The sequence below is a fragment of the Kitasatospora sp. NPDC030952 genome (genome assembly GCF_055571335.1).
Genome location: NZ_JBVIFM010000025.1, coordinates 71906 through 92584 on the forward strand (window position 1 = coordinate 71906; position 20679 = coordinate 92584).

General features: G+C 74.2%; 14 protein-coding genes. 3 read left to right on the forward strand and 11 right to left on the reverse strand.

The window, feature by feature from the left end; all coding sequences use genetic code 11:
* Nucleotides 1–23: 23 nt before the first annotated feature.
* The 3 genes from ACZ47G_RS32630 to ACZ47G_RS32640 all read right to left on the reverse strand — a co-directional run bounded on the left by ACZ47G_RS32630 (nucleotide 24) and on the right by ACZ47G_RS32640 (nucleotide 5598).
* Nucleotides 24–824 carry a nucleotide exchange factor GrpE gene (locus ACZ47G_RS32630; RefSeq protein ID WP_465748934.1) on the reverse strand — a complete coding sequence of 267 codons (801 nt, stop codon included), beginning with the start codon at nucleotides 822–824 and terminating at the stop codon, nucleotides 24–26.
* Entirely contained in the window at nucleotides 821–1246 is a 426-nt protein-coding gene (locus tag ACZ47G_RS32635) for a hypothetical protein (protein ID WP_465748936.1), read from the reverse strand. The genes ACZ47G_RS32630 and ACZ47G_RS32635 overlap by 4 nt, the downstream gene beginning before the upstream one ends.
* Before the next feature lie 131 nt (nucleotides 1247–1377).
* The gene (locus ACZ47G_RS32640; protein ID WP_465748938.1) at nucleotides 1378–5598 is read right to left on the reverse strand and encodes a hypothetical protein; all 4221 of its coding nucleotides are present in this window, start codon (nucleotides 5596–5598) and stop codon (nucleotides 1378–1380) included.
* Between the two features lie 187 nt (nucleotides 5599–5785).
* Here ACZ47G_RS32640 and ACZ47G_RS32645 point away from each other — a divergent pair, with 187 nt between their 5' ends.
* Entirely contained in the window at nucleotides 5786–7582 is a 1797-nt protein-coding gene (locus ACZ47G_RS32645) for a serine/threonine protein kinase (RefSeq protein ID WP_465748940.1), read from the forward strand.
* Here ACZ47G_RS32645 and ACZ47G_RS32650 read toward each other — a convergent pair.
* The 5 genes from ACZ47G_RS32650 to ACZ47G_RS32670 form a co-directional block, all read right to left on the reverse strand.
* Nucleotides 7543–8121 (reverse strand): hypothetical protein, encoded by a 579-nt coding sequence (locus ACZ47G_RS32650; protein ID WP_465748942.1) that lies wholly within the window; start codon nucleotides 8119–8121, stop codon nucleotides 7543–7545. The two genes, ACZ47G_RS32645 and ACZ47G_RS32650, sit on opposite strands and share 40 nt — an antisense overlap.
* Before the next feature lie 163 nt (nucleotides 8122–8284).
* The gene (locus ACZ47G_RS32655; protein WP_465748944.1) at nucleotides 8285–9319 is read right to left on the reverse strand and encodes an ABC transporter ATP-binding protein; all 1035 of its coding nucleotides are present in this window, start codon (nucleotides 9317–9319) and stop codon (nucleotides 8285–8287) included.
* Complete coding sequence (locus ACZ47G_RS32660; RefSeq protein WP_465748946.1) at nucleotides 9316–10872, reverse strand: ABC transporter permease; 1557 nt, start codon at nucleotides 10870–10872, stop codon at nucleotides 9316–9318. The genes ACZ47G_RS32655 and ACZ47G_RS32660 overlap by 4 nt, the downstream gene beginning before the upstream one ends.
* Nucleotides 10869–11927: an iron ABC transporter substrate-binding protein gene (locus ACZ47G_RS32665; RefSeq protein WP_465748948.1), complete on the reverse strand. Its 1059-nt coding sequence runs from the start codon at nucleotides 11925–11927 to the stop codon at nucleotides 10869–10871. Before ACZ47G_RS32665 ends, ACZ47G_RS32660 begins: the two co-directional genes overlap by 4 nt.
* 402 nt (nucleotides 11928–12329) lie before the next feature.
* Nucleotides 12330–14588 (reverse strand): heavy metal translocating P-type ATPase, encoded by a 2259-nt coding sequence (locus ACZ47G_RS32670; RefSeq protein ID WP_465748950.1) that lies wholly within the window; start codon nucleotides 14586–14588, stop codon nucleotides 12330–12332.
* A gap of 274 nt (nucleotides 14589–14862) precedes the next feature.
* On the opposite strand from ACZ47G_RS32670, the gene ACZ47G_RS32675 reads away from it, so the two are divergent.
* Entirely contained in the window at nucleotides 14863–15786 is a 924-nt protein-coding gene (locus ACZ47G_RS32675) for a hypothetical protein (RefSeq protein WP_465748952.1), read from the forward strand.
* A 230-nt stretch (nucleotides 15787–16016) separates the two neighbouring features.
* On the opposite strand, the gene ACZ47G_RS32680 is transcribed toward ACZ47G_RS32675, so the two are convergent.
* Complete coding sequence (locus ACZ47G_RS32680; protein ID WP_465748954.1) at nucleotides 16017–16364, reverse strand: hypothetical protein; 348 nt, start codon at nucleotides 16362–16364, stop codon at nucleotides 16017–16019.
* Nucleotides 16365–16410: 46 nt separating this feature from the next.
* A complete protein-coding gene (locus ACZ47G_RS32685; RefSeq protein ID WP_465748955.1) occupies nucleotides 16411–17217 on the reverse strand; it encodes an ArsR/SmtB family transcription factor in 807 nt (268 codons plus the stop codon).
* 259 nt (nucleotides 17218–17476) lie between these two features.
* Here ACZ47G_RS32685 and ACZ47G_RS32690 point away from each other — a divergent pair, with 259 nt between their 5' ends.
* Complete coding sequence (locus ACZ47G_RS32690; protein WP_465748957.1) at nucleotides 17477–19282, forward strand: alpha/beta fold hydrolase; 1806 nt, start codon at nucleotides 17477–17479, stop codon at nucleotides 19280–19282.
* A gap of 74 nt (nucleotides 19283–19356) precedes the next feature.
* Here the strand turns inward: ACZ47G_RS32690 and ACZ47G_RS32695 are convergent, their stop codons facing one another.
* Entirely contained in the window at nucleotides 19357–20520 is a 1164-nt protein-coding gene (locus ACZ47G_RS32695; RefSeq protein ID WP_465748959.1) for a permease, read from the reverse strand.
* Nucleotides 20521–20679: the final 159 nt, after the last annotated feature.

Here is a 20679-nt window from a genome sequence, read left to right on the forward strand (position 1 = left end):
CCTCTTGCCCCTCGTGGTCCTGGCTACTTCTTGCGCTTGGCCCGCTTGGCCGGCCGGCCCGACGCCGCCGCCCTGGCCGCCCGCCGGGCCCGGGGCGGGACCGGCCTGGCCGGAGCCTCGCCCGGGACGGCCGCCGGCTCCTCCGGCTCCGCGGGCCCCGCGGCCTCCTCGGGCTGCTCCGCTTCCTCCGCCTTCACCGCTTCCTCGGCCTCCGCCGGCTCCTCGGCCTCCGCCGGCTCCTCGACCGACCCCTCGGCCGGCTCCGAGGCCGGCTCCGGTCCGGCGGCTTCCGGATACCCGAGCACCGCGAGCCGCGGGTCCTCGGCCGGCGGCTGCGCGGACTCCGGTGCGGCGACCACCACCTGGGCCCGGCGCAGCACCTCCTGCTCCCAGAAGAACCCGGTCACCACCGTCTGCACCACCGTCTCCGGCGCCACCCCCGGCCGTACCTCGGTGCCGACGATCTCGGTGAGCGCCGGGTCCGCCGCCAGCCCCTCCAGCCGCATCGGCCGCACCCCGGCCTTGGCGAGCCGGCCGAGCAGCCGCCGACGGGTGGCCTCCAGCCCGGCGCCGCGGCCGTGGGCGACCAGCTCCCGGTCCAGCCCGAGGGCGGCCAGCGCGTCGTCCACCTCGACCAGGACGCCCAGCAGTTCACGCTGCGCGGCCCGGGCCTGCTGCTTCTGCTCGGTCAGCTTGTTGCCCAACAGTGATGCCCGGAAGAGCAGTTGGGTGAACTTGGCCTCCAGGTCGACGGACTCGACGCCCGGCGGGACCTCCAGTCGCCGGTGGCCGGTGAGCGGGGATGCGGTCGGTGCGTCGGTCATTCCGGGACCTCGATCTGCGGCAGCACGGACAGGTCGGCCGCGTAGCGGGCGGGGACGGGCGGTTCGGGATCGGCGCCACCGGGCGCGGGTTCGGCGAAGTCGGCCGCGACCTCGGCCCGGTGGAGGGCGAGCAGGTCGGCGGCGGAGGGCGGGCCGGGGCGCTCGACCACCAGCAGCGGTTCGGCCAGCGCGGGGGCCAGCAGTTCGGCGGCCTGGTCGACCGGCTCGGGCGGCAGCGGCTGCTGGAGGTCGACCTCCAGCCGCCGGTCCGGGTTGCGCAGCAGCGCGGCGGCGTCCTGGATCTGCTGGCGGCTGTAGCGGCCCGCCTTCAGCGCCTTCCCGACCGAGAGGTTGATCTCGCGCACCCCGGCCGTGAGCGGGATGCCCAGGACCTCGTACGGCGACGGTTCGTGCAGTGGCATGACGGGCGGTCTCTCTCCTCACGACTCGGACGGGGCAAGGGGGTTGGCGCGGGCGGGACGCGGGCCCGGCGGGCGGCGCGCGCACCGACTACGACGAGGACGGCGGCCCGGCGGTTGCCGGGCCGGGCCGGTCAGCGGCGGCGGCCGAGGTTGTTGATGCGGCCCGCCAGGGCGCGCAGCTCGCGGTCGTGGGGATTGTGCTGGAGGGCCAGCTCGACCGCCCCCTGGGCCTCCAGGTAGTTGCCGGCGTTGGCCCGGGCGACGGCGAAGGAGCTGAGCACGATGCCGAGTTCGCTCTTGAGCTTGGCGGTGTCCTCCGGCGTGGCGGCCAGGTCGAGCGCCTCCCGCAGCAGGGTGATCGCCTCGGCGTAGCGGCGCTCCTCGTAGAACGAGATCGCCCGGCTGCGCCAGACGCTGACCATCAGACCGCGGATCTCGGGCGAGTTGTCGTAGGACTTGGCCTTCTGGAGCATGGCGGCCTGGGCCTGGAAGGTGCTGTTCTGCATGTGGTCGATGACGTGGTTGGCGAGCATCACCGAGATCCGGCGCATCGCCTCGGTGCCGGCCCGGGTGTAGTCGCCCTCCCAGTCCGGGTCGACGTCCAGGGCACTGGCCATCCGCCGGATGGCGAGGTTGCTGTCGTCGGCGAAGGCGGCCGAGCGGGAGAGCTGGCGCAGGACGAAGGCCAGGCCGCGGCGGTTCTCCGGGTCGTCGTCGAGCTCGATCAGCTGCTGCCACAGCTCGACGGACTCCAGCAGTTCCTCGTCGGAGGCGTCGACGCGGCTGAGCTGGCCGGCCCGGTTGCCGAGCGCGGCGCGCAGGAAGTGCCGGGCGGTCGGGTCGCCGGGGTTGAGGTCGAGGCTCTTGTCCAGCAGGGCGATGGCCCGCGGGTAGTCCTTCTCCTCGTTGTTGATCTTGCGGGCCCACTGGGCGTAGGTCGCGCCGAGGTCGCCCCGCACCTCCGGGTCGTCCGGGGCCAACTCGAAGGCCCGCTCCAGCAGATCGGCCGCACCCTGCTGATCGTCCACGGTGCTCTTCAGCAGCGCGCGGGCCGCCCGGACGCCGGACTCGGCGGCGATCCGGGCCACGTCGGCGGGCAACACCACCCCGGGGACGGTCCGGGCCCGGGTGAGGCACGCCAGCGCCTCGGGCCAGTCCTGGTTGCGGTGGTGCTCGCGGGCCTGGCTGACCAGCGACGCGCCGAGCAGCGACTGCCAGGCCGCGCCGCGGGCACCCTCGGCGACCGCGTCCAGCGCGGCGACGGCGGCCGCCTGCCGGCCCTGGAGGTGCAGGTACTGCTGCGGGCCGAGCGCGCCGAACAGGCCGAGGGCGCGGCCGAGCGCGGGCGTGCCGGGGCCCGCCGCCCGCCGCCAGGCCCCGACGGCCTGCTGGTAGGCCTCGCCCCAGCCGGGGGTCTCCGGCGCGGCGCGCAGCAGCCCGTCCAGGGTGGGGCCGACCACCAGGCGGCGCGCGGGGCGGCCGGGCAGGGTGATCCGGACGTCCTCCTGGGCGAAGGCGTCCGCGGCGTGGGCCTCCATGCCCAGGCGCAGCGTCCAGGCGGTGGTCTCGTCGCCGGTGCGCCCGGCGGCGCGGTCGACGGCGCGCAGGTCCTCGCGCAGCCGGTCGATGACCGCGGTGCGGGCGGCGGCCGTCCGCTGGGGTTCGGCCTCGCGGCCGGTGATCCGGGCGGTCTCGGCCCACAGCTCCTCGCCGTGCAGGGCGGCGACCAGGCAGCCGAGCGTCCAGGCCCAGACCTGCTCGTCGGGGCCGTCCTGGCCGTTCTGGCCGTCCGGAGTGACCTGGCTGACCTTGCCGCCCTGGCTGACCTGGCCGTCGGGACTGACCTTGCCGTCCTGGCCGTCGGCCGCCGGTTCGGCGGCGGCCGAGGCGGCGAAGCGGTATCCGGCCAGGCCGACGGCGTGCAGCAGCCGGGGGTGGGCCGGGTCCTTGAGCAGCAGTTCGCGGTAGCCCCGGAAGGCCTCGCCGGGCCGGCCCTCGACGGCGTGCTGGTGGGCCTCGTGCTCGCCGAGCAGCACCAGCGCGGCGGCCGCCTGGGGGTGGTCGGGGACGAGGTCGAGGGCCTGGCGCAGGTCGCCGGCCGCCCGTCCGGGCCGGTCGGCGGCGAGGGCGGTGACGGCCCGGCGGACCAGGACGGCGGACCGGGCGGTGACGGCGTCGGCCGGCAGCTCGGCCAAGGCCTCGTCGAGGCGGCCGAGTTCGGCGCGCAGCAGGGCGAGGTCGAGCCGTACGGGGGCGGCGGCGGGGCTGTCGCCGAGCGCCTCGGCCCAGGCCGCCAGGACGGGTTCGGCCTGTTCGGGGGTGCCGGCCCGGCGGGCGCAGTCCAGGACGGCGCTCAGCGCGGGGCCGGCGCAGCGTATGCAGCGCGGGGAGCCGGCGTCCGCAGGGGCGTGCAGGTGCTCGGCGCAGGCCTCGCGGCCGCAGCCGCCGCAGGCGCCGGTGGCGGGTCGGGCGCAGGCGGTGCAGTCCCCTACCGGGTCGGCGGCGGGGGCGGGGGCGGAGAGGAAATGGCCGTACCACTCCAGCGCGGTGGCCCAGTTGCCGGCCCGTTCGGCGAGCAGGGCGCGCAGCCGGGCGAGGGCCGGGTCGCCGGCCGGATCGGGGTCGAGCGGGCCGAGCAGGGCGATGGTCTGGACCGGACGGCCCGCCAGCAGGGCGACGGTGGCCAGGTGGTAGCGGTCGCGGAGCCCGGCGGCGGGGTCGAGCAGCGTGGTGAGCCGGTCGGTGGCGCCCTCGGCCAGGGCGAGGGCCGCGCGCAGCCGGGACTGCCGGTGGGTGAGCGCGCCGGGCAGGGTGTCGGCCAGGGCGAGCGCGGCTGTGGCCCGCTCGCGCGCCTCGGCGCGGTCGCGTCCGGTGACCAGCAGGTGGGCGGCCTCGCGCAGGGCGGCCTCGCGCAGCGCGGCGCGGTAGCCGGCGGCGGCGGGGTGCTCGGCGGCGGCCCGCTGCCACAGTTCGCGGGCGGCGGTCGGGTCGGTGGCCAGCCGGGTGCGGGCGAGCCGGTCGCGGACGAGGGCCTGGCGGTCGTGGAGTTCGGGGTCGTCCAGGGGTTCCCAGCGGGCCAGGGCGCCGGCCGGGTCGTCGGTGCGGGCGAGGGCGAGGCCGTGGTGGTAGGCGGCGATCCGGCTCCAGCGGGAGCCGGGTTCGGTGTCGGCCTCGGCGCGCAGGACCGGCTCGGCCTCGGCGGCCTGGCCGGCGGCGGTCAGGGCGGCGCCGAGCCGGACCCGGGCGGGGCGCCAGTCGGGGGCCTGGCCGAGGCCGGCCCGGTAGTCGGCGGCGGCCTCGGCGTGCCGCTCGGCACGCTCGTGGACCAGCGCGAGGCCGAACCGGGCCGGGGCGTAGGAGGGTTGGACGGTCAGCGCGGCGGTGAACTGCTCCCGGGCCTGGTCGTCGGCGCCGAGCAGCAGGGCGAGCCGGCCGAGGGCGTAGCGCGGGCGCGGGTCGCCGGGGGTCTCGGTGGCGGCGGCCGCGAGGTCGGCCCAGGCGGCGTCGGTGGCGCCGAGCCGCTGCCGGGCGAGGCCGCGGAAGAGCAGGCTGTCGGTGCGCAGCGCCGGGCCGCGCCCCCAGAGTCCGGGGTCGCCGGGGCTGCGGCGCAGCGCCTCGTCGAAGGCGGCGACGGCCGGTTCGTCCCGGTGCAGGGTGAACAGCTGGGCGCCCCAGCGGAACCAGAGTTCGCCGCTGCCGCCGGGGGCCGCGGCGGCGAGCAGCGGCTCGGTCTCCTCGGCGCGGCCGGTGGCGCGCAGCAGGGCGGCCCGGGCGAGCACCGGCCAGTCCTGGCCGGGCAGGGCGGCGAGGGCACCGGCGGTGGCCCGGTCGCGCTGTTCGGGGCTGCCGTCGCGGCACAGCTGCTGCAGCCACTGCCGGGCGCGGTCGGCGGTCTCGGCCTCCTCGCCGGGTTCGGCGCCGCCGGCGGTGGCCTGGAGCAGGGCGAGCAGCGGTCCGAGGTCGCCGTCCGGGGCCTGGAGGCGCTCCTCGGCGAGGCGGCGCAGGCTCCACCGGGGCAGTTGCCGGGCCGGGTCGGTGAGCAGCGGGAAGGCCTCGCGGTACAGGGCCAGGGTGGCCTGCTGGTCACCGGTGGGGATGGTGGCCTCGGCCTGGCCGAGCAGGGCGAGGCCGCGCTGGGCGCTCAGTTCCTCGGGCCCGGTGGCGAGTTGGCGGGCCAGTCGGGCGTAGCGGCGGCGGGCCTGGGGGGCCTTGCCGGCCGCGAGCCGCTCGGCGGCGGCGCCGAGGGCCTTGGCGACTCCGGCGGCGTCCAGGGTCGTTCGCCTGCGTGCCAGGACGACGGCGGCCCCTCCGGCCAGTGCCACTATGACCAGCAGCACCGCGATCAGCAGCATGCACCGTCCCCCTGTTGCTCCACAGTCGTCCACCCCATGATCAACAGCCCCCGCGTGATCATGAGTTGACGTCGTTTCGTGATGTTGCTCGGGCGCCCAACAGAATAGGCCCTCCCCGGGGCGGCCGAACAGGAACCCGGACTATCCTGGCTGCGCATCAGCAGCGGTCAGAAGCGTCGGGGGTCGTGTGTCCGAGTCACGTTGGGTGCCCGGGCTCCGCTTCGGGCCCGAGTTCGACCCCGAACAGTACGAACTGCTGGAGTTCCATCACCGGGGCGGCGAGGCCGAGGTGTGGCGGGCGGTGCGCACCGGACACAACGGGATCAAGGAACTCGTCGCCGCCAAGATCATGCTGGAGCGGGACCCGTCCGAGGTGCGGCGCTGGCTCGGCCGCTGGGACGACGTCTCGCACAACGCCCACCGACTCGGCGTCACCGACCTGGTGGTGCCCAGCTTCCTGCTCGGCCCCTCCCCGCACCGGCCCGGCGCGGTGCCCTCCGGCGGGCTGCTCGGCTACCAGATCTCGCCCTGGGTCGACGGCGTGCCGCTGCACACCTGGGCCCGCGGGCAGCGCGGCGGCCCGGCCGCGCTCGCCGAGGTGCTGGCCCGGCTCTGCCGGATCGTCGACGAGCTGCACCGCAAGCGCTGGGTGCACCGCGACATCTCCCCCGCCAACGTGCTGGTGGACGCCCAGGGCCTGGTCAAACTGATCGACCTGACCTTCCTCGCCCCGCTCGACCACACCCTGACCGTCGCGGTGTTCACCCCCGGGCACGTACCGCCGGAGGCCGAGCAGGTCGGCGGCTTCCCGACCACCGCCAAGGACCTCTTCGCGGTCGGCACCCTCGCCCGCATCCTGCTGCTGCCCGACCACGGCCGGCTCGACCACCGGCTCGCCGCCGAACAGGCCCGCGCCGAACTGCTCGCGGCCGGCTACGGCGAGGAACTCGCCCGCTGGGCCTGCGAACCGCTCGCCCGCGACCCCGAGCGCCGCCCCGCCCCGCTCGGCCCCTGGGCCGCCCGCGGCCGCGAGCTCCTGCGCTCCCACCGCCCGGTGGCGCGCACCGCGGGCCTGGCCGTGCTGCCCGACCGGGCCGGCCGGCCGCTGGTGGTCACCGGCGGCGCCGACGGCACCGCGCTGACCGGCCCCGGCCGCACCGGCCACCGGTTGCCCACCGGCCAGGGCCCCGGCCCCGTACGGGAGTTGGCCGCGGGCTGGGCCGGGCGCCAGGGCGAGCTGGTGGTCTGCGCCGAGGACCGCTCCGGCACCCTGTGGGTCGGCACCGCGGCCGGCTGGTGGGAGGCGGCCCGCGGGGTCAGCGGCCTGGCCGGGGCGGTCGGCGCGGCCGGCGAGCTGATCGTGTGGACGGCCGCCGCGGGCGCCCTGCGCTCCTACCGCTGGGCCCCCGGCCTCACCCTCACCGGCCAGGAGCACCCCGGCTGCCCCGCCGACCGGGTGCTCGCCGCCACCGAGGAACGGCCCGGCGCCTGGCTGCTGCTGGTCGAGCACCGCGAACGGGTGCTCAGCTGGCGGCCCGGCTCCGGCGAACCGCCCGTCCCGCTCGGCCCGCCCGGCACCCTGCGCGCCGGGGCCCTGGCCCGCGCCTCCGCCGGACCGCGGGCCGCCACGCTGCGCGCGGACGGCTCCGCCCAGCTGCACACCCTCGGCCCTGCCAACCCCGGGACCGGTACCCAGATCGACGACGGGGAGCCCTCGCTCGGCATCGCCATGATCGGCCACCGCGGCGGGCCCACCGTCGCCCTGGCCGGCGCGGGCGGCGTCCGGCTCCGACTGCCACCCGGCGGGGCCTCCCGGCGCCCCCGCTGGTGGCGCCCCACCCTGCGCCCGGCCACCCGGGTCGCCCTCGCCATGGGGGACGACTGGCGGCTGTGCCTGGCGGCGGTGGTGGAGGGCGAGCTACAGGTGTGGCAGGAGGACGCGGCCTACCGCTGGCAGGCGGTGGAGCTGCCGGAGGAGAGCTGACGCGTGCGCCCCGGGCAGCCGTGGAGGAGTTCGGCGAAGGCCGCGGCGGCGGCGTCCTGCGGGAGGATGCGCTGCGCCCGGTCGCCCTCCGGGGTGCTGATCACATAGTGCTCGGCGAGGTACGAGAAGTCGTCCCAGGGCTCCCAGCGGTGGGCGCGCAGCAGGGTCCGGCCGCAGCGGGTGCAGCCGATCCACGGCACCAGCACCAGCTCGGCCAGCTCCGGCTCGCTCCAGCCCGTCACCACCTCGGCCTCGTCGCGCTCGCCGTCCAGCAGCCGCACCGGGGCGGGCGCGTCGTCGCCCGGACAGCGCAGCAGGCCGGGGGCGAGCTTCTCGCGCTCGCCCCACTCCTCGGCGAGTACGGAGATCTGCGCCCGGTCCGTACCGCTGATCGGGATCTGGCGGGCGAGCAGGCCCTCGACCAGCAGACCCAGCCCGCACTCCTGCTCGCCGATCTCCCAGCAGTCCTTGACGCCCTGGGCGGCGTCCTCCGGGAGGAGGTCGGCGGTCCGGTACCAGAGGGCGGTGTTCTCGTCCATGGGTCGGACTCTACGTCCTCCCTGACATCCCTCCGCAGGCCAGGGGCCTTCCGGCAGCACGCGCACCGGGCCGTCGGCACGTACGTCTCAGCGAACCGTACAAGACGCACGTACGTCTCACACATTTGTGTAAGACGGCGCGCGAGCTTGCCCGCCGGTGGGCTCAACCCCCCGGCAGCAGGTGCACCGGCCCGACCGCGCTGACGTACGTCTCGCCGCCGACCGGCCAGGGACGGTCGGCGGAGGCGATCAGGGTGTCCGGCAACTCGGCCGCCTCGGGGCGGAGTTCGACCCGGTGGTCGTGGCCCCGGAAGTCGCTGCCGATGACCTTCGCCGGGACGGCGCCCGCCACCGGCGAGGCGGTGAGCCGGAGTTGGCCGGGGCGGAGCAGAGCGAGGCCGTTCCGGACGGTCGGGTCCGGGCCCGTCAGCGGCAGGGCGCCGAACGGCGTCCGGGCCTCGACTCCCTCGATGTCGGCGGGAATCAGGTTCGCCTCACCCAGGACACCGGCGACGGCGGCGTCGGCCGGGCGGTGGTACAGCTCGTCGGGGCTGCCGGACTGGGCGATCCGGCCGTCTCGCAGCACGGCGATGGTGTCGGCGAAGGAGAGAGCCTCGTCCTGGTCGTGGGTGACCAGCACCGCGGTGGTGCCCGACTGCCGCAGGGTGGCGGCGACTTCGCGGCGCAGTTCGGCCCGCAGGGCGGCGTCCAGGGCGGCGAAGGGTTCGTCCAGCAGCAGGAGCCGGGGCCGGGGGGCCAGTGCCCGAGCGAGGGCGACGCGTTGCTGCTGGCCGCCGGAGAGCTGGTGCGGGCGGCGCTCCCCCAGGCCCGGCAGGCCGACCAGGTCGAGCAGCTCCTCGACCCGGGCGCGGCGCTGCGAACGCGGCAGACCGAAGCCGATGTTGCCGGCGACGCTCAGGTGCGGGAACAGCGCGCCGTCCTGCGGGACGAGGCCGATGCCCCGGTGTTCGGCGGCGAGCCGGCTGCATCCGTCGTCCAGGACGCGGTCGTGCAGCACGACCCGCCCGGCGGCGGCCGGGTGGAAGCCGGCCAGCACCCGCAGCAGGGTGGACTTGCCGCAGCCGGAGGGGCCGAGGACGCAGGCGAGGGCGCCGTCCGGCACGGTCAGGTCGATGCCGTGCAGGACCGGGCTGCGCCCGTGCGCGGCGTGCAGGTCGACGACGGACAGACCGGTCATGAGGCACTCCCGAGGCTACGGCGGGTCAGCAGGAGGACGGACGGCACGGACAGCGCCACCATCAGCGCGGCGTACGGCGCCGCCGCCCCGTAGGCGAGGCCGCTGGTGTAGGTCCAGAACTGGGTGGCCAGCGTCTGGGTGCCGGTGGGGCGCAGCAGCAGGGTGGCGGTCAGTTCGGTGGAGGCGGTGAGGCCGACCATGGCGACGGCGGCGCCGAGGCCGGGCAGCACCAGCGGCAGGGTGACCCGGCCGAGGACGGCGAGCGGCCGGGTGCCGAGCGAGCGGGCCGCCTCCTCGACGCCGGGCGGTACCTGGGCGAGGGCGGCGCGTACGGCCGTCAGCGCCAGTGGGAAGAACAGCAGGACGTAGCCGAGGATCAGCATCGGCGGCTGCTGGTACAGGGGTCGGGCCCAGCGGACGGCGAAGAAGACCACCGCGAGGGCGACCGCGATGCCGGGCAGCGCCCGGGTGAGGTAGGCGATCCGCTCGACGGCGCGGGCCGGCCGGGTGCCGCGCCGCCAGCCGTACAGGGCGACCGGGACGGCGGCGGCGGTGGCGACCAGGGCCGCGCCCAGCGCGTACCCGAGGGTGGCCAGGGTGGCGCCGAGCACGGAGGCGGAGGGCAGGGTGGTGGAGCTGCCCTTGACCAGCCAGTACGCCAGCGCGTACAGCGGCACCCCGAGGGAGACGCCGACCAGCGCGGCGAGGGCGCCGAGCGCGGGGACGGTCCAGCCGCGGAGCCGTACCGGCTGGGCGGGGCGGGCGAGCGCGCCGTGCCGGGTGACCTTGGCCCGGCGGCCGGCCCAGGCCTCCAGCGCGACCAGCAGCAGGGCGAGGGCGACCAGCACCAGGGTGAGCAGCGAGGCCGAGGCGGCGTCGAAGCCCAGCTTGTACTGGGTGAACACGGCGGTGGCGAAGGTGGTGTAGCGCAGCATCGCGAAGGCGCCGTACTCGCCGAGCAGGTAGAGCGAGACCAGCAGCACGCCGCCGGCCAGGGCGGGCCGGGTGAGCGGGAGGGTGACCCGCCACAGGGTGGCGAGGCGGCCGCGGCCCAGCGAGCGGGAGACCTCCTCGGCGGCGGCGTCGCCGTGCCGCAGGGCGGCCGCGACCGGGAGGAACACCAGCGGATAGAGCGAGCAGGTCATCACCAGCACGGCGCCCCAGTAGCCGTGGACGGAGCGGAACAGCGAGACCCAGGAGTAGCCGCGGACGAACTCCGGTACGGCGAGCGGCAGGGCGAGTGCGACGGTCCAGGCCCGGCGGCCGGGCAGGGTGGTGCGCTCGACCAGGTAGGCGGCGCCGAAGCCGAGGACGGCGGTGGCGAGGGTGACGGCGGCGGCCAGCGAGAGGGTGTGCCAGAGCAGGGTGGCGATCAGCGGGCGCCCGAGCAGGCGCCGGGTCTGGTCCCAACCGGCCTGGGCGGCTTGGGCGGTGACGAAGCCGAGCGGGGAGGCGACCACCGCGACGACGGCGACGGCGAGCGGGGCGAGCAGGCCGGTGGCCCGCCACCGCCGACGCGGTGACGGGCCCTCGAAACGCTGGGGGAAGGTCACTGGAGCAGTCCGGCGTCCTGGAGCAGGCCCAGCGCCTGCTTGCCGTCGCCGAGCGCGGCCGGGTCGGCGACGGTGCCGAGGCCGTCCAGGGCGGGCAGTTCGGGCTTCCCCTGCACGCCCGGGACGAGCGGGTACTCGTAGCTGGCCGAGTCGGCGATGACGGTCTGGGCGGGGGCGGAGGCGAGGTAGCCGAGGAAGGCCTGGGCAGCGGCCTGGTGCTTGCCGTGCTTGAGGACGGCGGCGCCGGAGACGTCGATCAGCGAGCCCGGGTCGCCCTTGGGGAAGTAGTGCAGGATCGCGTGGGTTCCGGCGGCGCCCTTCTCGTCGCGCATCCGGTAGAAGTAGTAGTGGTCGATGACGCCGCCCTCGACCTCGCCGCTGTTGATCGCGGCGGAGAGGGTCTCGTTGCTGTCGTAGACCTTGGCGTTGCCCTTGAGGCCCTTGAGCCACTGCTTGGCGGCGTCCTCGCCCTTGGCCTTGAGGACCTGGGTGACGACCGGGGCGAAGTCGGTCTCGCTGGGGGCGATGCCCAGGCGGCCCTTCCACTCGGGCTTGGCCAGGTCGAGCACGGAGGCGGGCGGCGCGGTGTCGGCGGCCTTGCCGGTGCCGGCCAGGAAGGCGGAGCTGCGGGCGGAGACGCCGACCCAGTCGCCGTTGCCGGAACTGTCGGCGGCGGGAACGGACTTGAGGGTGTCGGGGGCGACCTTGGCGAGCAGGCCCTTGTCACCGAGGACGGTGAGCGCGGGCGGGTTCTCGGCGTAGAAGACGTCGGCCGGGGAGGCGTCGCCCTCCTGGAGGATCTGGTTGGCGAGCTCGGCCTCGTCGCCGGAGCGCAGTTCGACCTTGACGCCGGTGCGCTTGGTGAAGTCCTCGGTCAGCGCCTTGACGGTCTGCTCGTGCTGGCCGCTGTAGACGGTGATGGTCTGGCCGGCCAGGGCGGCGCCGGTGGCCTCGGGCGAGGCGGTGCCGCCGCCGGAGCTGCCGCAGGCGGTGAGCGCGAGGGCGCAGGCGGCGACGAGGGACAGGCCGGCGAGGGGGCGCACGGTACCGGGCATGGCGAGGGTCCTCCGGAAGGGCAGGGAGCGGCCGCCGTAACCCTCGGAAAGCGAGGGACGACGGCCCGACGGCACGAGAACCTAAGGCAGGAAAGGCTTGCCTAACAAGTGTCGGAGCGTCATATCTCGATCCGGTCGCGGCAGGTTAGGGCTTCGGTGAGCGAACCCCCAAGTACCCGCAAAACCAACGCCAAGCATTGGTCATGGCCGACAGGGACGGACGAATCAGCGTTCGAACCACTCTGCGCCCGCCATCACGGTGGGTAACGACCGCCGGTGCTGCGGGGAGGGCTCCGGACATACCGGGGCCCCGGACATGCCGAAGCTCCCGGACATACGGACATGCGGGAGCCCCGGAACCGATGTCGGTTCCGGGGCCCCGGCGCTCGCGGCGGGTGGTGCTCAGCGGAAGCGGCGCAGCCGGAGGCTGTTGCCGACCACGAAGACCGAGGAGAAGGCCATCGCCGCCCCCGCGATCATCGGGTTGAGCAGCCCGGCCGCCGCCAGCGGCAGGGCGGCGACGTTGTAGCCGAACGCCCAGAACAGATTGCTCTTGATGGTGCCGAGGGTCTTGCGGGAGAGCCGGATGGCGTCCGCCGCGGCCAGCAGGTCGCCGCGGACCAGAGTGAGGTCGCCGGCCTCGATCGCGGCGTCCGTCCCGGTGCCCATGGCCAGCCCCAGGTCGGCCTGCGCGAGCGCGGCCGCGTCGTTGACGCCGTCGCCGACCATCGCCACGACCCTGCCCTCGGCCTGCAGCCGCTTGACGGTGTCGACCTTGTCCTGCGGCATGACCTCGGCGATCACGTGCTCCGGTGCGATGCCGACCTCGGCCGCCACCGCCTCGGCGACCAGCGTGTTGTCACCGGTCAGCAGCACCGGGGTCAGGCCCAGGGCGCGGAGCTCGGCGATGGCCTCGGCGCTGGTCGGCTTGACCGCGTCCGCCACCTCCAGCACCGCCCGCGCCTCGCCGTCCCAGCCGACCGCGATCGCGGTACGGCCCGCCGACTCGGCCTTGCGCTTGGCCTCCGCCAGTACCTCCGGCAGGTACTGCGACCACTCGTTGAGCAGCGCCTCCCGGCCGGCCACCACCGCGTGGCCGTCCACCACGCCCTGGACGCCCAGGCCGGGCACGTTCTCGAAGCCCTCGACGGCGGGCAGTTCGCCCGCCTTGGCGGCGGCGTTGGCGATCGCCCGGGCGATCGGGTGCTCGGAGGCGTGCTCCAGGGCGCCGGCCAGGCGCAGCACCTCGGCCTCGGTGGTCGTGTCGGTGGTGTGGACGGCGAGCAGGGTCATCTGGCCGGTGGTGACGGTGCCGGTCTTGTCCAGCACGATGGTGTCGACCTTGCGGGTGGACTCCAGCACCTCCGGGCCCTTGATCAGGATGCCGAGCTGGGCGCCGCGGCCGGTGCCGACCAGCAGGGCGGTCGGGGTGGCCAGGCCCAGGGCGCACGGGCAGGCGATGATCAGCACGGCCACGGCGGCGGTGAAGGCGGCCGTCCAGCCCTCGCCGGTGCCCAACCAGTAGCCCAGGGTGGCCACCGCGAGGGTGATCACGATCGGGACGAAGACCGCGGAGATCCGGTCGGCGAGCCGCTGGGCGGCGGCCTTGCCGTTCTGGGCGTCCTCGACCAGCTTGGCCATCCGGGCGAGCTGGGTGTCCGCGCCGACCCGGGTGGCCTCGACCACCAGCCGGCCACCCGCGTTGACGGTCGCACCGGTGACGCCGTCGCCGACGCCGACCTCCACCGGCACCGACTCGCCGGTCAGCATCGAGGCGTCCACCGCCGAGGCGCCCTCTACCACCGTGCCGTCGGTGGCGATCTTCTCGCCGGGGCGGACCACGAAACGGTCGCCCACCGCCAGTTCGGCGATCGGTATCCGCACCTCGGTGGCACCGCGCAGCACCGTCACGTCCTTGGCACCCAGTTCCAGCAGCGCCTTGAGGGCGGCTCCGGCGGTGCGCTTGGAGCGGGCCTCGAAGTAGCGCCCGGCCAGGATGAAGGCGGTGACCCCGGCCGCCGCCTCCAGGTAGATGTTGGACGAGCCGTCACCGCGGGCGATGGTGAACTCGAAGCCGTGCCGCATGCCCGGCATCCCGGCGTCGCCGAAGAACAGTGCCCACAGCGACCACAGGAACGCGGCGCCCGTACCGAGCGAGACCAGGGTGTCCATCGTCGCGGCGCCGTGCCGGGCGTTGGTGAACGCGGCCTTGTGGAACGGCCAGGCGGCGTACGTGACCACGGGGGCCGTGAGGGTCAGCGACAGCCACTGCCAGTTGTCGAACTGGAGGGCCGGCACCATCGCCATCGCGATCACCGGGACGGCGAGGGCGATGGCGGTGAACAACCGCTGGCGCAGCGGCGCCAGCCCGTCGGCGGCCTCGGCCTGCCCGGCACCCCCCTGCTCGGCACCTCCCCGCTCGGAGACCGGCGGCTTGGGCAGGGCGGCGGTGTAGCCGGTGGCCTCGACGGTGGCGATCAGGTCGGCGACCTCCACCTCGCCCTCGAAGGTGACCTTCGCCTTCTCGGTGGCGTAGTTGACGGTGGCCGCTACGCCGTCCATCCGGTTGAGCTTCTTCTCGATGCGGGCCGCGCAGGAGGCGCACGTCATTCCGCCGATCGAGAGTTCCACCTCCGTGGAGGCGGGTGCCTGGGTGGTCATCGTTGCTCCTCGTGACAGTCGGTACTTCGAGGTCCATACCCGGCCGGGCCGTCATACCCTGGAGGGGTATCTGGCGGTGCCGGGTTCATTTATACCCCTGGGGGGTAGCAAGGGCAAGCCCTGGGCGATACCCCCACGAGGTATTTTTCGGCAAGGGGATCCCCTTGACTCCATACCCCCATGGGGTATTCACTTTTGGGCATCGGACCACTCCCCGCACCGCCCGCACCCTCCGCACTCCCGCACCGCCCCCTTGATCGAGGAGAACCCCGCCATGAACACCGCCCTGCGCATCACCGCCTTCACCGCCGGCCTCGCCGCCGCCTTCGGCCTCGCCCTCGGCGTCGGCCACGCCACCGGCAGCGGCCCCGCGCCCGAGCCCGCCGCCGAGCACGGCTCCGCGCACGCCGCGCACGCCGCGCACGGCTCCGACAGCGGAGCGGCCCCTGAACACCTGCCCGGCGGGCTCCAGATCTCCGAACGCGGCTACACCCTCAGCGTCGACACCCCGTTCGTCACCGCCGGCTCCCCCACCGACCTGCGGTTCCGCATCCTCGGCGCCGACGGCAAGCCCGTCACCGCCTACCAGCAGCAGCACGAGAAGGAACTCCACCTGATCGTCGCCCCGCGCGACCTCTCCACCTTCCAGCACCTCCATCCCACCCTCGCCGCCGACGGCACCTGGAGCGCCCCCACCGCCGTCCCCGCCGCCGGCGAGTACCGGGTCTTCGCCGACTTCACCCCGGCCGGGGCGAGCGAAGGCCTCACCCTCGGCGCCGACCTCCACGCCGCCGGCGACCTGCGCCCCGCCCCGCTGCCCGACACCGGCCGCACCGTCACCGTCGACGGCTACACCGTCACCCTCGGCGGCGACCTCACCCCCGGCCGCGGCAGCCACCTCACCCTGACCGTCGGCAAGGACGGCACCCCCGTCACCGACCTCCAGCCCTACCTGGGCGCCTACGGCCACCTGGTCGCCCTCCGCGCCGGCGACCTCGCCTACCTCCACGTCCACCCGGACACCACCACCCCGGGCCCCGAGATCGGCTTCACCACCACCGCCCCCAGCGGCGGCGGCTACCGGCTCTTCCTGGACTTCCAGCACCAGGGCACCGTCCACACCGCGGCCTTCACCGTGTCGACCGACGGCATCGCGACCACCACCACCGAGGAACCGGCCGCCGACCACCAGCACTGAGCACACGAAGAAACGCCGGGCGATCCCAGAATCGGGATCGCCCGGCGTCGCGCTGTCCGCGTTGGCACCGTCGATCAAGCACCAGATGCGTCCGCCGGCCATCACCTCGAACTGCCACTGCTCCAAGGCCTGCCCCTTGAACGGTGCCGAGGTGGCCCTTGAGCTGATGCCGGCGGTTGGGACTGTCGCCCCCGCAGGGGTTGGCGCGGCTCGATCTCCACGCTTGGGGCTCACTCATCCACCTCAGGCCTGGGCACGGGCCCGAGGTCTCCCTCGGGCCCGCGGCCGAGGATGGCGTACAGCGCCGGATCCGCGCAGATCTCGGCGCTGTGCTGCCACTGGGTCAGCAGGAGTGCGATCGGCACAAGGTTGTCCAGGGCCACCGCACCGCGTGCCGTGTCGATCAGCTCGGCAAGCAGGGTGTCGATGTCCTCGTCGGGCAGGAACGTGACCCACGGCAGGGCTTCCGGCAGCGCCTGACGGAGAGCGTCGGTGTTCTCGGTCCGCACCAGCCCCACGAGCAGGCGGGCGGTGAAGTCCACGACTGTCGCGTCGCTCTCCATCTGGTCGACGCGCATCAAGGCCAGATCCCCCGGCTCCTGGGGCATCCTCCGGCTTGCCGGGTCAGGCTTGGTGGCCCGGGCGTGCGGGGTCAGGCAGGGGGGCTCCGGTCTCCAGGAGGGTCTTGAGGCTGGAGAGGATGGGCGGCCAGCCCTGGCTGCACATGGCGTGCAGCCCGCCGGCGGGGTCGAAGTCGTGGGTGACGGTCAGCTTGACCAGGTCTCCCTGCGGCTCGAGGTCGAAGGCGACGGTCGAGCGGCGCTCGGCCGCGATCCCGGCGCGCACGTCCTCGCTGATGCCGACCGCCTCGGCCCACTCCGGGGTGAAGGTGTGCCAGGTGTACGACAGTCGGCGGTGGGGCTCGGAGACGAGGACGACCTGCTCGGGGTCGGTGATCCTGGCGCCGCCCTGCGACCAGACGAGCGGCGAGCCCGCTGCCCAGTCGGTGCCGAAGCGAACGCCCCAGTAGCGGTCCGTGAAGGCCGGATCGGTCAGGGCCTGCCAGAGGCGCTCGGGCGTGGTGCGGATGTAGGTGGTGTAGACGAACGTCTTGCTGTCCATGGGGCTCTGCTCCAATGCGCTCTTCAGGTCCGCGAGCGCGTTCACCCGCCCGCGGTCGAACCGGCTGATCCACCGCTCCGCGATGGCGTTGATCGGGGCGGCGTTCAGGTAGTGCAGCTTCTCCCGCCCCTGCCACACCGTGGTCACCAACTCGGCGGCCTCCAGTACCGCCAGGTGTTTGCTCACCGACTGCCGGGCCATGTCCAGCCCCGCGCACAGCTCCCGAAGGGTCTGCCCGTTGCGGTCCCGGAGCCGGTCCAGGAGCCGCCGACGACTGGGGTCTGCCAGGGCTTTGAACACCGCGTCCATCAATAATCACCCCCAGTGATGCACCCGGGCGGCTGCATCTCTTTCATCATGCACCCCTACGGCTGCATGTCAAACCACTCGGATATCGGCAGTGGCACCACGGGCCCCGTAGGAGCGAGTAGCGCAGACGGGGCGCGCGCGAGCGTGAATCGCGACAACTTCACTGATTCCAGTGAAGGTTGATGCCTTGTCAGTTTACCAACCATTGTTCTCGATCATGATGCCGATCGGTATCCGTCAGCAGAGAAGGTGGTTCAGCATGACCAGTGACCCGACACCGTCGGTCACCGAAGCGACGCTCACCGACATCGCCACCAACGGCGTCTGGGGCCCAGGCCACAGCGTCAGCCAGGCCGTCGTCGATGTGTCCCAGGCGCTGCTCGCCGCCGTCCAGGGTGAGGAGGGCGTCGAGCTTCCGCCGGAGCTCTCGGAGCTGGTGGCCGCGGTCCGGCGGATCGCCACCGTCGAATCCCCCCGCATCGACGCGGCCGAGGGCGTCCGGCTGTCGGCGTTCACGATCAAGCTGAACGACGGCGCCCCGCATCCGGTGGTGATCGTGCCCGCCGGCTGGAACCCGTTCGGCTGGCTGCCCTTCCTGTACGCGTACCTCAAGCTGGCGCAGCGCGGCTACCACGTGCTGGCCTACTCCCCGCGCGGCATCGGCATCAAGGGCTGGCTGTCCACGTCCGAGGGCTTCATCGACGTGGCCGGGCGCAACGACTGGTCCGACGGCTCGACCGTGATCGACTACGCGCAGCAGCACTTCGCCCCCAGCCGGATCGGCTTCCTCGGCGAGTCCTACGGCTCCGGGATCAGCCAGCTGGTCGCCGCCCACGACCCGGCCGGCCGGGTCGACGCCGTGGTCGCGCTGAGCACCTGGGGGAACCTCGCCACCAGCCTCTACCACCACGGCACCCGGCACCTGGAGGCCGTACAGGCGCTGATCGACTTCACCGGTGGCCCGCTGGAGGAGAAGTTCGACAAGGGGACCCAGGAGCTCCTCAAGGACTTCCTGAACGGCCGGAACCTCGAGGAGGTGGTCGCCTGGGGCACCGAGCGCTCCCCGCAGACCTACGTCGACCGGACGAACGAGCGGGGCATCCCCACGTTCATCTCGAACACCTGGCACGAGACGCTGTTCCCGATCAACCCGGTGGTCGACCTCTTCGCGCAGCTCACCGTGCCGAAGCGGCTGAACCTGTGGATCGGCGACCACGGCGCCCCCGAGGGCCCCGGCCTGGCCGGGCTGGTGGCCGGCCTGCCGTTCCCCGGGCTGGCGGAGCCGGTGCGGGAGGCTTACGCCTGGCTGGACCACCACCTGCTCGGCGCGGACAACGAGGTGCCGAACTGGCCGGTGGTGAGCAGCCAGAGCATGTTCACCTACCAGACGGTCGCCATCCCGGGCGGCACCAAGCTGATCACCGTGCCGGCCCGCCGCGAGACGTACGCGTCCTGGGACGAGGTCACCACCGGCACCGAGCGCTGGTACCTGACCGGCTCCGGCGACACCGGTGACGGCGCGCTGACCGACAAGCCGACCGTCGGCTGGTCGCGGGACTTCGCCGCGGGCGCGCTGACCTCCTCCGTCGCGGGTGAGCTACTCAAGACCGGGCAGCAGGAGTGGTTCGGCAACCCCCGGGCGTACGAGACGGCGAAGTTCGAGCGCGATCAGCTGCTGGTCTGGGAGACCGACCCGCTGACCGGCTCCGGTGAGGTGGCCCGCCGGATCCGGGGGGCCGCCACCGTGCAGCTCACCGTGCGTAGCAGCACCGACGCCGCCACCCTGATCGCCTACCTGTACGACGTCGCCCCGGACGGCTCCGCGCGGATCATCACCCACGAGCCGTACACGGCCACCGACCTGACCCCGAAGGTGAACAGCACCATCAGCTGGGACCTCCAGGCCGCGTCCTACGACCTGCCGGTCGGGCACCGCCTCACCCTGGTGGTCAACAGCCGTGACCCGCTGTACTCCTACGCGGGCTCGGACCTCACCGCCCTCACCACGACCACTGTCAGCTCGGTGAGCGGGAGCGAGGCCCGGCTGGACCTGCCGCTGGGCTGAGAGCTCCGGACCCCGAGGGCCCCGGGGCAGCAGAGGACTGCTGCCCTGGGGTCCTCGGGCCGGCCTGGGAGTCGTCAGTGGTGGCCGTGATCCCCGTGGGCCGGGCCGTCGGGGCCGCCGCCCATCATGCGGAGCATCGCGGCGCCGCCCGTACGGAAGAAGCGCAGCAGCAGGGCCGCCGCCAGAAGGAGGAAGGCGATGTTGAGCCAGGTGGTGTAGTTCCACTCGACGCCCGACATCGGGATCTCGGCGTCGCGTTGGTCCGGGATCAGGCCGAGGCCGCCGAAAAGGAACTCGACGACGTAGCCGGCGGCCACCATCGCCGTGTAGAAGGTGCCCAGGAGGAAAAGGGCCATCCGGCGGCCGTAGTACTTCCGGTAGATGTTGAGGATCGGCAGGATCAGCAGGTCCGCGAAGATGAACGCGACCACCCCGCCGAAGCTGATGCCGCCCTTCCAGAGCACCACCGCCAGCGGCACGTTGCCGATCGAGCAGACGAAGGACGCGACCGCCACCAGCGGCCCGACCAGCGGGCCCCACAGCTTCCCCGCCAGCGGGTGGTCGGCGAAGAAGAAGGCCTGCCAGAACGCATCGGGCACCCAGGCGGCGATCGCACCCGCGATGAGCAGGCCGATCACCAGGTCCTTGAGAATGGCGGCCCACTCCATCACGAAGACGTGCGAGACCGAGGTGAGGCCGCGCGGGGAGAGCAGGCGGCGGGCGAAGGACCCGGACCCGGCCACCGACATGTCCATCGCCGCGTGGCCCTCCATCGAGCCCGCCCTCCCGTACGACGCCTGTTCGCGGGCCTCGGCCAGCAGCCGGTCCCGCAGGAACAGCCGGAACAGCAGCGCGAGCAGCAGGATCATCACCGGACCGCCCACGAACTCCGCCGCCGTGAACTGCCAGCCCAGCAACAGCGCCAGGATCACGCCGAGTTCGACCACCAGGTTGGTGGAGGCGATCTCGAAGGCCATCGCCGCCGTGAAGTTCGCGCCCTTGCGGAACAGTGAGCGGGCCAGCGCGACGGCCGCGTAGGAGCAGGACGAGGAGGCCGCGCCCAGCGCCGAGGCGACGGCGAGGGTGCGCGGCCGGTCGTCGCCGAGCAGCCGCACCACCGTGGACTTGTGGACCACGGCCTGCACGACGGCGGAGAGCAGGAAGCCGAGGATCAGCGCCCAGGTGATCTCCCAGGTCATCGACCCGGCGATGGACAGCGCGTGCAGGATCGCGTGCATGGCAACCCACCTTCTCTCGGTCCCGGTCCGCGACCCTATACCCATACGGGGTATTCAAAAACCGTGACGCGCCGTCAGCCGCCGTCGCAGCGCCGATGACTCCCACCCTTCACGCGCGCCTGTCGCACTCCCCCACCGGTCGCCCACCGGTCGCTCCAG

What these genes read in the sequence shown, in the direction of transcription:
- ACZ47G_RS32630 (WP_465748934.1), bottom strand. Translation starts at nt 824, where the DNA reads ATGACCGACGCACCGACCGCATCCCCGCTCACCGGCCACCGGCGACTG.
- ACZ47G_RS32635 (WP_465748936.1), bottom strand. Translation starts at nt 1,246, where the DNA reads ATGCCACTGCACGAACCGTCGCCGTACGAGGTCCTGGGCATCCCGCTC.
- ACZ47G_RS32640 (WP_465748938.1), bottom strand. Translation starts at nt 5,598, where the DNA reads ATGCTGCTGATCGCGGTGCTGCTGGTCATAGTGGCACTGGCCGGAGGG.
- ACZ47G_RS32650 (WP_465748942.1), bottom strand. Translation starts at nt 8,121, where the DNA reads ATGGACGAGAACACCGCCCTCTGGTACCGGACCGCCGACCTCCTCCCG.
- ACZ47G_RS32655 (WP_465748944.1), bottom strand. Translation starts at nt 9,319, where the DNA reads ATGACCGGTCTGTCCGTCGTCGACCTGCACGCCGCGCACGGGCGCAGC.
- ACZ47G_RS32665 (WP_465748948.1), bottom strand. Translation starts at nt 11,927, where the DNA reads ATGCCCGGTACCGTGCGCCCCCTCGCCGGCCTGTCCCTCGTCGCCGCC.
- ACZ47G_RS32670 (WP_465748950.1), bottom strand. Translation starts at nt 14,588, where the DNA reads ATGACCACCCAGGCACCCGCCTCCACGGAGGTGGAACTCTCGATCGGC.
- ACZ47G_RS32675 (WP_465748952.1), top strand. Translation starts at nt 14,863, where the DNA reads ATGAACACCGCCCTGCGCATCACCGCCTTCACCGCCGGCCTCGCCGCC.
- ACZ47G_RS32680 (WP_465748954.1), bottom strand. Translation starts at nt 16,364, where the DNA reads ATGCGCGTCGACCAGATGGAGAGCGACGCGACAGTCGTGGACTTCACC.
- ACZ47G_RS32685 (WP_465748955.1), bottom strand. Translation starts at nt 17,217, where the DNA reads ATGGACGCGGTGTTCAAAGCCCTGGCAGACCCCAGTCGTCGGCGGCTC.
- ACZ47G_RS32690 (WP_465748957.1), top strand. Translation starts at nt 17,477, where the DNA reads ATGACCAGTGACCCGACACCGTCGGTCACCGAAGCGACGCTCACCGAC.
- ACZ47G_RS32695 (WP_465748959.1), bottom strand. Translation starts at nt 20,520, where the DNA reads ATGCACGCGATCCTGCACGCGCTGTCCATCGCCGGGTCGATGACCTGG.